Origin of the sequence: Nitrosomonas marina, assembly GCF_900110145.1 — a bacterium.
Lineage (GTDB): Bacteria > Pseudomonadota > Gammaproteobacteria > Burkholderiales > Nitrosomonadaceae > Nitrosomonas > Nitrosomonas marina.
Genome location: NZ_FOCP01000013.1, coordinates 18,282 through 32,819 on the forward strand (window position 1 = coordinate 18,282; position 14,538 = coordinate 32,819).

10 protein-coding genes and 1 tRNA gene are annotated in these 14,538 nt (G+C 44.4%); 8 read left to right on the forward strand and 3 right to left on the reverse strand.

Going from position 1 to position 14,538, the window contains the following annotated elements:
• Nucleotides 1-29 precede the first annotated feature (29 nt).
• The gene (locus BMX44_RS09915; RefSeq protein ID WP_177167725.1) at nt 30-1,205 is read left to right on the forward strand and encodes a response regulator; all 1,176 of its coding nucleotides are present in this window, start codon (nt 30-32) and stop codon (nt 1,203-1,205) included.
• 196 nt (nt 1,206-1,401) lie between these two features.
• Here BMX44_RS09915 and BMX44_RS09920 read toward each other — a convergent pair whose 3' ends face one another.
• Both BMX44_RS09920 and BMX44_RS09925 read right to left on the reverse strand, forming a co-directional pair.
• Nucleotides 1,402-3,096: a potassium channel family protein gene (locus BMX44_RS09920; RefSeq protein WP_090632301.1), complete on the reverse strand. Its 1,695-nt coding sequence runs from the start codon at nt 3,094-3,096 to the stop codon at nt 1,402-1,404.
• A 46-nt stretch (nt 3,097-3,142) separates the two neighbouring features.
• A complete protein-coding gene (locus BMX44_RS09925) occupies nt 3,143-3,517 on the reverse strand; it encodes a DUF6394 family protein (RefSeq protein ID WP_090632305.1) in 375 nt (124 codons plus the stop codon).
• 678 nt (nt 3,518-4,195) lie between these two features.
• Between BMX44_RS09925 and BMX44_RS09930 the strand changes: the two genes are divergently transcribed.
• The 6 genes from BMX44_RS09930 to BMX44_RS09955 all read left to right on the forward strand — a co-directional run bounded on the left by BMX44_RS09930 (nt 4,196) and on the right by BMX44_RS09955 (nt 13,282).
• Nucleotides 4,196-8,791 carry an EAL domain-containing protein gene (locus BMX44_RS09930; protein ID WP_090632309.1) on the forward strand — a complete coding sequence of 1,532 codons (4,596 nt, stop codon included), beginning with the start codon at nt 4,196-4,198 and terminating at the stop codon, nt 8,789-8,791.
• Nucleotides 8,792-8,946: 155 nt separating this feature from the next.
• Nucleotides 8,947-10,074: an HD-GYP domain-containing protein gene (locus BMX44_RS09935; RefSeq protein WP_090632313.1), complete on the forward strand. Its 1,128-nt coding sequence runs from the start codon at nt 8,947-8,949 to the stop codon at nt 10,072-10,074.
• Between the two features lie 249 nt (nt 10,075-10,323).
• Nucleotides 10,324-10,728 (forward strand): nucleotidyltransferase domain-containing protein, encoded by a 405-nt coding sequence (locus tag BMX44_RS09940; RefSeq protein ID WP_090632317.1) that lies wholly within the window; start codon nt 10,324-10,326, stop codon nt 10,726-10,728.
• On the forward strand, nt 10,718-11,140 hold the full coding sequence (hepT, locus tag BMX44_RS09945) for a type VII toxin-antitoxin system HepT family RNase toxin (RefSeq protein WP_090632323.1): 423 nt from the start codon (nt 10,718-10,720) through the stop codon (nt 11,138-11,140). Before BMX44_RS09940 ends, hepT begins: the two co-directional genes overlap by 11 nt.
• Nucleotides 11,141-11,221: 81 nt before the next feature.
• Nucleotides 11,222-11,566, forward strand: a complete 345-nt coding sequence (locus BMX44_RS09950; RefSeq protein ID WP_090632543.1) for a hypothetical protein — start codon at nt 11,222-11,224, stop codon at nt 11,564-11,566.
• A 465-nt stretch (nt 11,567-12,031) separates the two neighbouring features.
• Nucleotides 12,032-13,282, forward strand: a complete 1,251-nt coding sequence (locus BMX44_RS09955; RefSeq protein ID WP_090632547.1) for an MFS transporter — start codon at nt 12,032-12,034, stop codon at nt 13,280-13,282.
• A gap of 90 nt (nt 13,283-13,372) precedes the next feature.
• Here BMX44_RS09955 and BMX44_RS09960 read toward each other — a convergent pair.
• A tRNA-Val gene (locus tag BMX44_RS09960) sits at nt 13,373-13,449 on the reverse strand.
• Nucleotides 13,450-13,592: 143 nt separating this feature from the next.
• Here BMX44_RS09960 and BMX44_RS09965 point away from each other — a divergent pair.
• Nucleotides 13,593-14,534, forward strand: a complete 942-nt coding sequence (locus BMX44_RS09965) for a histone deacetylase family protein (protein WP_245738898.1) — start codon at nt 13,593-13,595, stop codon at nt 14,532-14,534.
• Nucleotides 14,535-14,538 lie beyond the last annotated feature (4 nt).

Consider the following 14,538-nt stretch of genomic DNA (forward strand, 5'->3'; position numbering starts at 1 on the left):
TAGATTTTTATCAGAAGAAAACAATTGATATGAACCGCTCCTTAATTAATAATGCCTCCATACTGGTAGCATCGGATAACAAAAGCGATGCAAGTATCGTGCAGAAATTACTCTCCACCGATTATCCAAATACAAAAACGACAATAGGCCTGGATCAGGCATCAAATGATTTTGCCCAGTATCAACCGGAAGTGCTGGTATTAGCTTTCAAGGAACTGGAAAAATCCGAGCGCTACTGTTTAGGGTTGCATCGAAAAAACCCCGCTATCCAGATGCATTCCCATCGTACAGTCGTGTTATGTAATAAAGATGAAGTTCGTGATGCTTACACTCTATGTCGAGAGGGAATATTTGATGATTACACTCTATTCTGGCCCATGACAGTTGATTCATTCAGTCTTCCAATGTCCGTTCACCTAGCTTTATGCGCACAAGCCAGACGTGAAGATGATATGCCCACTTCAGCAGATTTTGCAACCCAGGTAAGGCGGCTTGCAACGCTTGAAAAAATGCTGACAGATCAGTTAGCAAAGGGAAATAAAAGGATTGAGGCTTTTGAACAGGCGGTTACACATGCAACCAATCATTCTTCCTCGACATTTGAAAATTTTTCGCAACGACTCATTAAGGGAAATTTAGAAGATATAGTTAATGTAAAAAGTTTGGATAAACTGCAACTTGAACTTGAAAGACTGAAGCGAGATGCTTTTGAAACTCCTTTGCACACACTTGCTCAATCTACAGACCCGCTCAAACAGTGGACTAATGAATTTTACCAAACGAATAATACTCACTTACAGTCGCTACGTAAGCTAAATACGCTTGCTAATAGTATCCAGCCAGCATTGCTGGTAGTTGATGATGATAAGTTTCAGCATAAGATCATCAACTCTATACTTAAAGAAGAGAACTATAATTTAATCTTTGCAACAAAGGGTTATGAAGTATTTAATATAGTACGGGATACGCGACCAGACCTTATGTTTATTGATGTCATGTTACCGGATATGAACGGAATAGAAATAGTAAAGCAAATTAAAGCATCTTCACGGTTTGCAGAAATTCCGATCCTGATGATAACTGGAGAAAGTAAAAAAAATATAATTTTGGAAAGCCACAAAGCAGGTGCCGCGGATATAATCGTCAAGCCATTTATACATAATATTTTTTTGGAAAAAGTAAAATCTTTACTTGAAAACCCTTAAGTGCCTTACGCTAAAACACACAGTATTTTTCTCCTTGATTATATTCAGAAATATTTTTGTTAAATCATGAATTATAAATATAGAATTTCTTGGAAGAAAAGACTAATAAACGATCATGAAATTTTAAAGCCAATTCACACGGATATTATTTATTGATCAACTGCAGGCTGATCAAACAATACCCGAAACACCTTTATTATCTCTTTAATTTCTGACTGATCCACCGCCATACAAGACTATCTGGAATTTCTTTGCCACTGATAATATAGTTGAGTGTCTTGGGATCGTTCATGACATAGGCTAAAGCATTCTTGGCACTGGTTCTGCCGCAAAATAGAATTTGATCCCTGCGTTTGATTTGGAATGTGTAGTCAGGCAGAAGGATATGGTCGTTTTCTCGCACTACCATTAACGGCACAAGATCAAGTTGAATATCGCGATTGCCAGGGTCGCGCCTTAGATTATCGATGGATACTGCAATACCTTGAGAAACAAGCGTAGCTACTGCAGGAACAGAATGATAATCGACAGTTACTGACCATGTTTCAGGTACCTGCTCCCCTACCACACTTACCAGATGAGCGATCAACTGGTTTGCCCATTTATTAGACTGGTTTCGTGCCAGCAGGAGAAATTGTGCGAGCAAGGGAGATACCATATGGGCGAGACACGCATGTGCGATGATATCACTTGGCTGCATTGATATGTCAGCCCTGAACTGCTCAAACAAGATATCGTTGTATCGTTTGTTTTTTCTAATAACGACAAACAGATCGGGGTTGATTTCTCGTGCTGTAATCACGATGGAGAGATTGTTGATATCATTGTCCGTTCCAGCAACGATACCAACTGCATCCCTGATACCCGCTTCTTCCAAAGTCCTGGCTTCGGCACCACTACCTAAAATATATTCTTTACATCCGGTCAATTCAGGATTGGCTTCAACGATAACAGTGGTCATATGTTCTCGTTGCAAATTCTTCACGACCGACTTGCCAAAGCGTCCATAACCACAGACAACCCATTTCCCGATGGGCGGACAGACGGGCGACTGCAGGATTCGCTCCGGAACGCCTGTCAGCCATTCATGCAACAGATATGTGCCAAGAGCATGTACTTCCATTGCCAGGTATTCTCCAAACAATGTATACGGGTTTATTATATGGTCCGTACCAAACGATGCCATATTCGAGGCTGTTTCAACATTCTCGGCACGCCCCAGCACCATTAAAGCGGGATTTACAAGCTTAATTGAAATAGCAATTGCCAGATTTGCCTGATCACTATCAGTCAGCGCTGCAACACCGGCACACAGAGGATGCCTGGCTCCTGCCTTGATTAAAATGTCAGGAAGACACGCGTCAGCGCACAGTGCCGGAATATCGTATTGAAAATCTTCCAATTCAAGTTCATTGATTCTTAGCTGAAGTATATCTATCACAACAACACGTATATTTTTGTGATCCAGTGCATTAACGAGCAAACTGCCGGTTTCTCCATAACCACAAATAATATAAAAAGGCTCGCTCAAACTGTCGACAGATCTCGCAAATCGCGCGGTGGTAACGGCTATTTTCAGACTGACATCCTGAAACAATGTGATTATCTTACCAATTGCATAAAACCAGACTATTACTGTTAAATAAATGGAGAATGTCATCCACAGGCGCTGCATGGTACTGAATTCATGCGGCACCTCGCCGAAACCAATTGTAGTAGCTGTATAACTAATGATGTAAAAAGCTTGAAATAGTGACAGGTATGAAACTTCACCATCAATTACGATACCTGGCATCAATGTCAGTCCGCCCACGGCAAAGCCGAAACTGACTATTACAGCAATCAGCGGTATCCGCATACGGCGCAAAATAAGAAAAATGATGTTATTCATTTTCAAATTCTGTTTCTACGAGTTCAGGGTAACGTTGCTCGATTATCTATCGGCGAAGACTGATCGTCTCGGCGATTAATAGAACGACGGAAATGAAATTTGCCAGTAATGCACCGCCTGATAATGAAACAACATGATTGATCATGATGGCTTCTTCGGCCGTACCACTGATGGCAGCGTATAGAATAGCAGCGGCGATTAGATGTAAATCTGCTACCAGGCTAGTAGCCAGATGAACTGCTCCAATCTGGGTTCTATCGCCAAATTTCAGTACCGTAGCTATGAGATTGACAATAATTGCTGCGTACAGCTCATAGGGATGGTGATGTATGGGATTGTCAATATCGCCAATGAAAAAGCCATAATTCAGCGACAGCGCGAGCACAATAAAAAAACCGAATACTACTTTTTCAAGATTCATAACTGATTTTGATCCAATGAAATAAACATGAAGTTTTGGCTATTTTAGCCGAAAGAATACGTACGAGTGTTATATGCTGATTAGCGGACTGATATGAATAGTAATTTTTCAGGTAGCGGTTAAATTGCTTATTCATTCATTACCAGATCTTTTCAAGTGAGTTTTATTTGCATTTTCAGTTCTCATTGCAGGGCATTCTGTATATCAGTTACAAAAAAACTCTATTTTGATTGCCGTCATTTTTTTGAATGAATTACCAGAGCAGCTTGGGTTTTTCTCAATGAAAATACTATCATTAATCGTTGGAAGTTTTCATAATATGCATGCTAGACTAACGCTAAAGCATGTATAAATTCAATAAATTGGCACTACTAGTTTCAGGGTTATTTCAATACAAATACCTGTGGCATTAATTTCAGATTTAGCATTTCTAGCAGCACGAGGCAGCCATCACCCTGCAAATGTATCATTGCAACATTATTTTCGTTCGTTCACACGAAAATTTTCACTCGCGATCAATCAGATTTCAATGTATATAAAAAGATTAACAAATTTTTTAATAATGAAGCGCATAAATTCTCCTTAAAGCCTGTGTCCTGAAGAACTAACCTTATTTGGATTGTAAATTCGGGTGACCATATTCAAAGTGGTCACAATCCTGCTGTTTGGAGAAAACTGGTGAACAAAAAAGACTTAAATAGAGAAAACACTGTTAATAGCAATGCCGTCAGGCTTGTTGGTATTGGTGCGTCAGCCGGTGGCCTTGAGGCGTTGCGCGATCTAATGGAATCATTGCCGGAATCAGACTGCCTGTCTTATGTGATTGCGCAACATGTCTCGCCTACACATGTCAGTATGCTGATAAACCTGTTGTCACCTTTGACACACCTGGCAGTTCAGGATTTAAAAGATCAGCAACTGCCGGAACCCAAAAATGTTTATATTACACCGCCGAATAATGACGTTGTTTTGAATAAAGGACTGTTCCGCCTGGTAAAACCTCAGCATTCTATTGGCCCAAAGCCATCCGTCAATCGATTCTTTTTCTCACTTGCCGACGAACTGAAAGAGCATGCCATCGGTATTATCCTGTCGGGAACCGGTTCCGATGGCGCATCCGGAATAAAAGCGATCAAAGAGGTCGGCGGGATTACCATAGCCCAAAATCCCGAAACAGCCAAGTATGATGGAATGCCGAAAGCGGCACTTCATACCGGAAGCGTGGATTTGACATTATCTTCTTCGGACATCGGCAAAGTACTACCGCGCCTGCTGGATCATCCTACTGATTTCACAGAACTGTTGACGACTACGGAACACAAAACCGATGAGTACGGCCAGATCTACAATCTGGTACGAAATTACACGGCGTTCAAACTGGACGCTTACAAGTCAGCCACGATCCAGCGGCGGATAGCAAGGCGTATGAGCATTCTGGGAATCCACTCGCTGAATGATTATGCCAAATACCTGAGAGCGAACAAGGATGAAGCACATCTTCTCATACGTGACACATTTATCAGTGTGACGTATTTTTTCCGGGACAAGGAGGCTTTTGCTTCACTGGAACTTATTATCGACAAAATCGTGAATTCTCAGGCCAATCACAATATTATTCGCTGCTGGATACCCGGGTGCGCATCGGGTGAAGAGGTTTACAGCATTGCAATGCTGTTTGAGGAATCGATTCTAAAACAACAGCGAGCTGACCTGCAATACATGATCTTCGCTTCAGACCTGGACGATACGGCCGTCGATCGTGCACGTGTAGCCCTTTATCCGATCAGCGAGCTTGAAACTGTGCCAAAACCGCTACTCGATGCATATACCGAAAAAGCGGGCGACCATCGCCGTATTCTGAAAAGCATTCGTAACCGGATTGTCTTTACACGTCAGAATGTCATTGAAGATCCGCCATTTGGGCGAATGGACTTGATCAGTTGCCGAAATCTTTTGATTTATTTGACGCCTGAAGCCCAGAAGAAGGTACTGCAGGTATTTCACTATGCATTAAATAAAGACGGTTACCTGTTTCTCGGAAAATCTGAGAACCTTGATTTACACAAGGATCTGTTCCAAACGGTTAACGGTAAAGCGCATATATATATGCCGAGCGGCGGGGCTGTACATTACTCTCTGCCGATATCTCAGGAAGTGCCAACCGTATCTGTGGAGAAGAACAAATCCTTGATTAACGTCGCTACCAGTACAGATTACATCACCATGAGGACACTAGAAGAGCTGGCGCAATGTTATGCTCCTCCCTCGCTGGTCATTGACGAAAGTAACAGCATCGTGCATTTCGAGGGCAACCTGAAATCATTTCTGAATTTTCCCAAAGGCAGGGCTGAAATGTATTTGTTTGACATGATTCCGCCTTCCCTGCGCACTGAGCTAAGAGCACTTGTGTACCGATGCCGCCGCAAGTCTGAACCTGCCGAAGGCTCAATAAGAACGGTTGAAATTTACGACAAACCGTACCCTGTAAAACTGATTGTTCGCCCACTAGAGCATGGAAAGGAATCATTGCTGCTTGTTTCTTTTATAACGATCAATGAACAACAGGAAGAAAAGCAAAACTCAGGTACTGAAACGCTTGCCGAAGCAGAACGTGACAGCCTGATAATCAACGAATTGGAAAAAGAACTAACAAATACACGTACTCATCTCAATATTGTAGTTGAGGAACTGGAAACATCCAATGAAGAGCTTCAGTCGCTGAATGAAGAGATGCAGTCAGCTAATGAGGAGTTGCAGTCAACCAATGAAGAGCTTCAAACCTCGAATGAAGAACTGCAATCAACCAATGAAGAACTGCTGACAGTCAACGAAGAACTGCAGGTAAAAACAGCCGAACTGGAAAAAACCACTTCGGACCTCGTGAACGTAAAACAAAGTCTGGATTTTCCATTAATAGTCGTCGACAGGCAGCTACGGATTACCCAGACCAATAACGCCTGCAGCGAGGTCGCTGCACTGGACAGCATTATGGAGAGCAGTTCACTGAACAGCGTCCAGTGGTTAATTGAAATTCCCGGTCTATATAACCAGGTACACAGAGTAATTCGGGAAAATGCCCGGTTCGAAAACAAAATCACACACCCTGAAACAGACAAGGTTTTTCAGTTATACGTCATGCCATATTGTGACAGTCAGAATGAAATAGCAGGCGCTATTCTACTGTTCAACAATATCAGCGCACAACATACCGCCGAGGCAGCGTTCCATGAAAGTGAAGTCAAGTTCAGCCAGGCAATGCAGCATGCTCCCATAGGTATTTGTTTGCAGTCAAGCGAGGGGCAGTTCATGGATGTTAATCCGGCATTATGTGAAATCCTTGGCTATTCCCGAGAAGAATTACTCCGGCGGGATGTGTATTCAGTCACCCATTCAGATGATTTACAGGCCACATTAAGCTACGTCGATGAAATGCTTTCCGGAAAGATAGATAGCCACTATCTGGAAAAACGGTTTATTCATAAAAAGGGAAATATTATCTGGACAACTTTGCATAAGGCAACAATTAAGGACTACACCGGCGGACCAAAATATTTTATTGCGTTGATTCAGGATATTTCTGAACGTAAAAAATATGAAGAAGAATTGCGTCTTGCCGCGAATGTTTTTTCTAATGCCCTGGACGGCATCATCATCACTGATGATAAAGCTATCATCATAAAAGTCAATAAAGCATTTGAAAACATCCTGGGCTATAAATCCGAAGATGTAGTTGGACAACATACCCGAATATTAAGATCGCACCGACATGACGATGATTTTTACCGTGCCATGTGGCAGAAAATACATAAAGAGGGTTTCTGGCACGGTGAAATCTGGGACCGGCATAAAGACGGTCATATTGTTCCTGTATGGCTAAGCATCTCCGAACTAAAGGACCCAACCGGTAAAACTGACCATTATATTGCTGTTATGTATGATATCAGCGAACAAAAGCACTATCACGAACGCATTAATCACCTTGCACATTACGATGCATTGACGCAACTGCCGAACCGTGCCTTGTTTACTGAACGGCTTAAACATGCACTGGCGCAAGCCAAACGCAGCCAAACAAAGCTCGCTCTGTTATTTATAGATCTGGACCACTTCAAGCAAATTAATGACACGCACGGTCATCACATTGGCGACGAATTGCTTTGTAAGGTAGCCGAGAAGCTCACTTCAATCATGCGGGCGACAGATACCGTGTCCCGGCTTAGCGGGGATGAATTTACGGTGCTGATCGAAGATAATGTTAATGAAGACAAAGCGCGGATGGTTGCAGAGAAGATATTAAAAGCGATGGAAAGCCCTTTCGAGTTGCACAGTGGCGCAATCTACATTTCAGCCAGCATTGGGATTACGCTTTACCCTGATGACGGTGACGATATCGAGAGCCTGCTTAAACAGGCTGATCTCGCTATGTATCGCTCAAAAGAAGCCGGGCGTAACCATTTTCACTTTTATACGCACGAAATGTCCAAACGGGTCCAGGAACGCATGCGGTTGTCGACTGATTTGCGGGAAACGTTGCAGAAAAACCAACTCCAGCTCTACTATCAGCCAATAATAGATTTCGGCTCAGGTGATTATGTAGGCGCCGAGGCTTTACTCAGATGGAAACATGTCGATCTGAATTGGATTCCACCTGATAAATTCGTGTCCGTGGCTGAGGATAATGACCTGATTTTTACATTAGGCGAATGGGTTTTACAGCAGGCATTTCAACAGATGAAGATCTGGGCTGAAGCAAACCTGAATCCAGGCGTATTATCTGTTAATGTATCTGGTAAGCAACTGGTCTCTAACAGTTTTCTGACAACTATTGATAAGGCCCTGAGTATCACCCGATGCTCACCTGAAACTGTTACGCTTGAAATTACCGAAAGTGTCATCATGAAAGAAAGTGATGGCGCAAGCTCCACATTGAATCGATTACGCGATTTGGGATTCGGGATAGCAATTGATGATTTTGGTACTGGATATTCATCGCTCAGTTATTTGAAACGCCTGCCTGTCACTAAATTAAAGTTAGATAAATCTTTTGTTCAGGACCTGCCCGACGATACTAATGATGTAGCAATTGCGCGAGCTATCTTAAGCATGGGGAAATCGCTTGGCCTTGAAGTCATTGCAGAAGGCGTTGAATCCAGTGAGCAGCATGAATTCTTACAAATGGAAAAATGCAAATTCGGTCAGGGATATTATTATGCCAAGCCAATGCCAGCAGAAAAATTCAAGAGGCATTTGATGAAACTCACCGCGAAAACCTAGTCGAGCACACGTATCTGTTTATCTGGGTGTGCGACAGCTCAGATGGCTCCAGTCTTCTAACAAATGGACTCAAGTAGGTTTTATCTAAAATATGACATTTGGTTTTTTGTTATAACATGGTCACAATAATTAGCATACAGGCCTGATGTCCGACTATGTTTCATCATCAAGACTCACTTGAAGCACTGAATCGACACCTCCCCCTGCAACAAAAAATTGTCAGCGCGCATCACGTTATCAAGGACAAATTCAACTTCATCGCACGGATTGCGATTACATTATACGACCCCGAAACCGGTAGAATAAAAACCTACCTCGATAGCAGCGAAGACGATCAGCCACTCAAACATTATGAAGCCTCTTTGGACAAGACCGAGTCTCTGAAGACCATTCTGGACAAAGAAAGGCCGCGCGTTGTCAATAATCTTGTGGCATTTGAAAACAAAGAACATGAACATACCCGTCGCATTGGCCATCAGGGATACGCCGCAAGCTACACCATGCCCATGTTTCACAGTGGCAGCTTTTTCGGTTTTATATTTTTCAATTCCTACCAACCCGATGTGTTCGATGAAAAAACACTCAAAGACCTGGATGTGTTTGGTCACCTGATTTCACTGATTGTCATTAACGAACTGTCCACGCTCAGCGTTATGGATGCGGCAATTAAAACCACGAGCGACATCACCCATTTGCGCGACCCGGAAACCGGCAGTCATCTCGATCGCATGTCGCGATACAGTCGCCTTATCGCACAGTCGCTGGCCGATAAATATGAACTGAACGACGAATACATCGAACATGTTTTTATGTTTTCACCGTTACACGATATCGGCAAAATTGCCATCCCGGATACGATTCTTTTGAAGCCCGGGCCACTTGATGAAAAAGAGCGGGCAATGATGAATACCCATACCACTATTGGCCGGTCCATGATTGACAGTATTGTTGCAAACTTTAAGCTCGACGGCATCGAACAGATCGATGTGTTGAGAAACATCGCGGAATTCCATCATGAGGCGATTAACGGCAGCGGCTATCCCAGTGGCAAAAAAAATTCAGAAATCCCGCTTGAAGCGCGGATCGTAGCTGTAGCTGACGTATTTGATGCATTAACATCCTGTCGCCCCTATAAAGATGCCTGGAGTAATGACAAAGCTTTTGATCTGCTCAAACGGCTCGCAGGCGAAAAACTTGACAGTGATTGCGTAAATGCATTGATAGAAAACAGAGCCGAAGTTAAACAGATTCAATCACAATTTCAGGAGGATATTTTTGGTTAATAACTGTCGGCGTCGTGCGCTTTCAAGTGGAAAATTCATTTCCTTCCTGTAACAGGTAGGTGAAAGTACTACTGGTACAGCACAATTCTACGTTCTAGAAACCTGCCTGAAATTTGCCAAACCGGAAACGCTGACCTGCCGCTTATATCTGTCGATTTCATCCTTAACGAGGATGGCGTAAAATAACACTATTTGGCAGATGGAAATAGACCATTCATATTTAAAACATACCTAATACAGTACCATTTTATGACATCTCAATTGACAGCTATCACGAATGAAGTGCGAGCGCGGTTGCCTGATTTGCTGGCATTGTATCTTTTTGACACTCATGCTGCAGACAACGAGGCATTGTCACCAGGAAATATTGAACTGGCGGTTTTGATGGACCGCAATATGGATACGGTTGAATTATCGAACTTGAAGCAGTGTTTAGGGAACCGTTTTGGCCGTGAGATAGTGGTTGTAGATTTACGTTCGGTCGGTATTGTCTTGCAGTACCGGATTATTACAACTGGTCGTCGTATATGGACGCGTGACGCACAGGCGGCAATTTATGAAAGCATCATCCTGAGTGAAAAATCTGAATTTAACATGCTGCGACAGGATTTATTGACCGGCATTGAATGGAAGAACAGCGTGTATGGCAGATGATGTTTTGTTGATAAAAACAGCGGCGATTCATGATTGTGTCGCACGCGCCCGGGAAGCATACTTGCACGATCCAGTCGGATTCTCCAACAACGATATCCAGCAGGATACAGCTATCCTCAATATACAACGTGCCAATGAGGCAGTACTGGATATAGGGAAACACTTGGTCCGACGCGAAAAACTGGGTTCACCCCACAGCGCGCATGATGTTTTTATCTTATTGGCAAAAGCCGGCTGGATATCCGGTACACTGGCTGCCACACTCCAGAACATGATCGGATTTCGCAGTATTGCAGTGCATGGCTATCAATCGCCACAGCTTGCTGTAACCATTGCAATTATCGAGCACCATCTGGATGCGTTCTTGCTATATTCAAAAACAGTGCTGTCACATGACGTCAATCAGTATTGAACGTATTAATAAGTTTGCTTAATTGTTCAGGACAAATCGATGCAGTTCGCAATATTCATTTTTCAACAGGAGTTTTTTCGTATGAAATATTATATCGTTGCAATTCTGACTGGTCTGATACTGGTACAAGCGTCAGGATATGCGGGATCACTCGTCAACGGTCGCTGGACACCTGCACAGTGCGGCGCGGAACCTGAACCCCCTGTTATCAACACAACCAATATAGAAAACTTCAACCGCAGTGTTGATGCGATAAATGCCTGGCAGGATCGTGCCATGGAATATCATGCCTGCATGGTCAAAGAAGCCAATGCAGACAATGAGCTCATTGCCCATACCGCCAATCAGGCACAAGCCCGACTGCAGGCTGAAATCAATCGATTAAATGCTGAAGCTGGCAAAGTGAGAAACGAGCTGAATAAATAACCCTCGCGTTAATTAATTTGTCGATTGCGGCGCTGCCAAAAACTGCTCGCCCGCATTTTTTTGAATCGCATGTTGCACCGGAAGCTGTAATACAATATCTGCATATCATGCACTTCCCTGATATTTCTCGATGGCACATGCACAATTTAGGCATGATACAGGTATAGGTATTAACGACCGTGGTGAAATAATTGAACAATCCTTTGAAAAGCATGCATCCCTTGCGCTGCGTAGTATTTCGCGACCCAAAATCTGGATTAAAGGTTAGCCGTATACATTATCAAATGAATAAAATATCCGGGTCGATTTACCTGCTATCGTCAACAGCGTGCCACATATCATAACCGAATGGGCAAAACGTCAATTTAAATAGCAGACCAAACAAAACACATACCTTTGAAAAACAAACCACAATCACAGCATTTTACCGACGGCGCTTCCCGGCTAGAAATCTGGTCATGGGCGATGTTTGATTTTGCCAATTCAGGATACACCACTGTCGTTATCACAGCGATTTTCAACGCATATTTTGTCGCTGAAATTGCAAATAATGAAAACTGGGGCACATTTGCATGGACAGCATCGCTCGCGGTGTCATATGTGCTCATTATTCTGACCGCGCCCGCACTCGGTGCCTACGCAGATGCATACGCCGTTAAGAAACCGTTACTGCTTGCCACAACCGCAGGCTGCATTGTATTTACCGCCCTGCTCTATTATGCCGGGCCGGGTGATTTATGGCTGGCCATCATGCTGATTATTCTTACCAATTTCTTTTTCGGCAGCGGTGAGAATCTGATCGCGGCATTTCTACCGGAACTGGCGAAAAACCAGTCGCTTGGCAAGGTATCCGGCTGGGGGTGGGGACTGGGTTATCTGGGCGGGCTGTTTACGCTCGGTTGTTGTCTTGTTTACGTCACCTGGGCGCAGGCGCAAGGACATGAAGCCAGCCAATACGTGCCGGTTACGATGGTAATTACGGCCACCATTTTCGCCGTTGCCAGCCTGCCGACATTTCTTTATCTCAAAGAACGTGCACAACCACAACCGCACCGGCATGGGCGCAGAATTGTCTACGAATCATTCTCCAGACTTAGGGATACGCTCAAGCATGTGCGCCATTACCAGGACTTGATGCGTTTCCTGGTTTGCCTGGTGTTTTATCAGGCTGGTATTCAGACCGTCATAGCACTGGCTGCGATTTATGCGCAACAGGCTATGGGATTCGATACGCAGGAAACATTACTGCTTATTTTGCTGGTCAACATCACCGCAGCGCTGGGCGCATTCGCCTTTGGTCATATACAGGACAAACTCGGGCATTTATTGACTATTGGGCTGACACTCGTCGGCTGGATTATTATGATTTTAATGGCCTGGGCCGCCGAAGACCGCGCGATGTTCTGGGCAGCTGCCAATCTTGCAGGGCTGTGCCTAGGCGCGTCCCAGTCTGCCGGCCGCGCACTGGTCGGATTATTCAGTCCGGTTACCCGTCGCGCCGAATTTTTCGGACTCTGGGGACTGGCTGTCAAACTCTCATCCATACTGGGACCGCTCACCTATGGTTGGGTCAGTTGGATATCTCAGGGCGATCACCGACTCGCAATGCTGATTACCGGCAGCTATTTCATTATCGGCCTGCTGATCCTGGCCCGTATCAACGTGATACGCGGACAAATAGCGGCACAGCACGATCCAACAGCCACTGAACTCTGACTACCATTTACTTCTGTCATTCAAAAAAGAATGTACCGTATAAAAGATCGATGGGAACAAGTGGTAATCAGTGAAAAAGAAAAGAAAGATTGGTAGGCGCGACTGGATTCGAACCAACGACCCCCACCATGTCAAGGTGGTGCTCTAACCAACTGAGCTACACGCCTACTGTAATTGCGACTGCAACTGAGCCCAAGCTTCAACTGCAGGGCTACGATTCTATCTGAAACGTATTCAAGACACAAATTAATTTGGTCGGTTCATCACATTCACTTCGCCAAAACCGGTATGATTTTAGTCTGACATATTCATGAACGTCCTGATCAAGCTTGCAATGACTGCGTACATTACCCATTCCGATTGCCTCTTGCACGACATGGGGCCATACCATCCCGAAAATCCGCAACGATTGAAAGCTATCGCGCAACAACTTGAAGCAACCGGTCTGATCGAGAAGCTTCGCTGTTATGAATCACCACTGGCCACGGATACGCAATTAATGCGGGTGCATCCACTCGATTATATTGCCAGTATTCGGGAGGTATCGCCGCAAAAAGGCCTGGCATATCTTGATCCGGATACCGCGATGAACCCGCACTCGCTGAATGCAGCGCTGCGCGCTGCAGGTGGAGTGATACTCGCCACCGATCTGGTGGTCGGACAAAAGGCAAACCGTGCATTCTGCGCTGTGCGTCCACCCGGCCATCATGCGGAATCTACATATGCGATGGGTTTCTGCATTTTCAACAATATTGCCGTTGGTGTCGCGCACGCACTGGCAACGCATGGCCTGCAGCGCATTGCGATACTGGATTTCGACGTGCATCACGGCAACGGTACCGAAGCGATTTTTGGCGGCAATCAAAAAGTTTTGTTCTGTTCCACTTTTCAGCATCCCTTTTACCCGCATTCGGGCGCGAAAACCCGGCACAGCAATTGCATTAGTGTGCCATTGCCTGCAGCATCAGGTGGCGATGCTTTCCGGCAAGCAGTGGCTGCGCACTGGCTGTCTGCCGTAGAATCGTTCAAACCGGAGATGATCTTTATCTCTGCAGGGTTTGACGCACATCGCGAAGACGACATGGCGAATCTGATGCTTGACGATGTGGATTACGTCTGGATAACACAGCAAATCACGGCATGGGCTGAACAATATGCGAATGGGCGCATTGTGTCCGTACTCGAGGGCGGTTACGCACTGAATGCTCTGGGTCGCTGCGTTGTGCAGCATATTAAAGTACTTTGTGAATAATTTG

Bases quoted from the DNA above. Each gene is read 5' to 3' on its own strand.
- BMX44_RS09915 (WP_177167725.1), top strand. From the start codon at position 30: ATGAACCGCTCCTTAATTAATAATGCCTCCATACTGGTAGCATCGGAT.
- BMX44_RS09920 (WP_090632301.1), bottom strand. From the start codon at position 3,096: ATGAATAACATCATTTTTCTTATTTTGCGCCGTATGCGGATACCGCTG.
- BMX44_RS09925 (WP_090632305.1), bottom strand. From the start codon at position 3,517: ATGAATCTTGAAAAAGTAGTATTCGGTTTTTTTATTGTGCTCGCGCTG.
- BMX44_RS09935 (WP_090632313.1), top strand. From the start codon at position 8,947: ATGTTTCATCATCAAGACTCACTTGAAGCACTGAATCGACACCTCCCC.
- BMX44_RS09940 (WP_090632317.1), top strand. From the start codon at position 10,324: ATGACATCTCAATTGACAGCTATCACGAATGAAGTGCGAGCGCGGTTG.
- hepT (WP_090632323.1), top strand. From the start codon at position 10,718: ATGGCAGATGATGTTTTGTTGATAAAAACAGCGGCGATTCATGATTGT.
- BMX44_RS09950 (WP_090632543.1), top strand. From the start codon at position 11,222: ATGAAATATTATATCGTTGCAATTCTGACTGGTCTGATACTGGTACAA.
- BMX44_RS09955 (WP_090632547.1), top strand. From the start codon at position 12,032: ATGTTTGATTTTGCCAATTCAGGATACACCACTGTCGTTATCACAGCG.
- BMX44_RS09965 (WP_245738898.1), top strand. From the start codon at position 13,593: ATGAACGTCCTGATCAAGCTTGCAATGACTGCGTACATTACCCATTCC.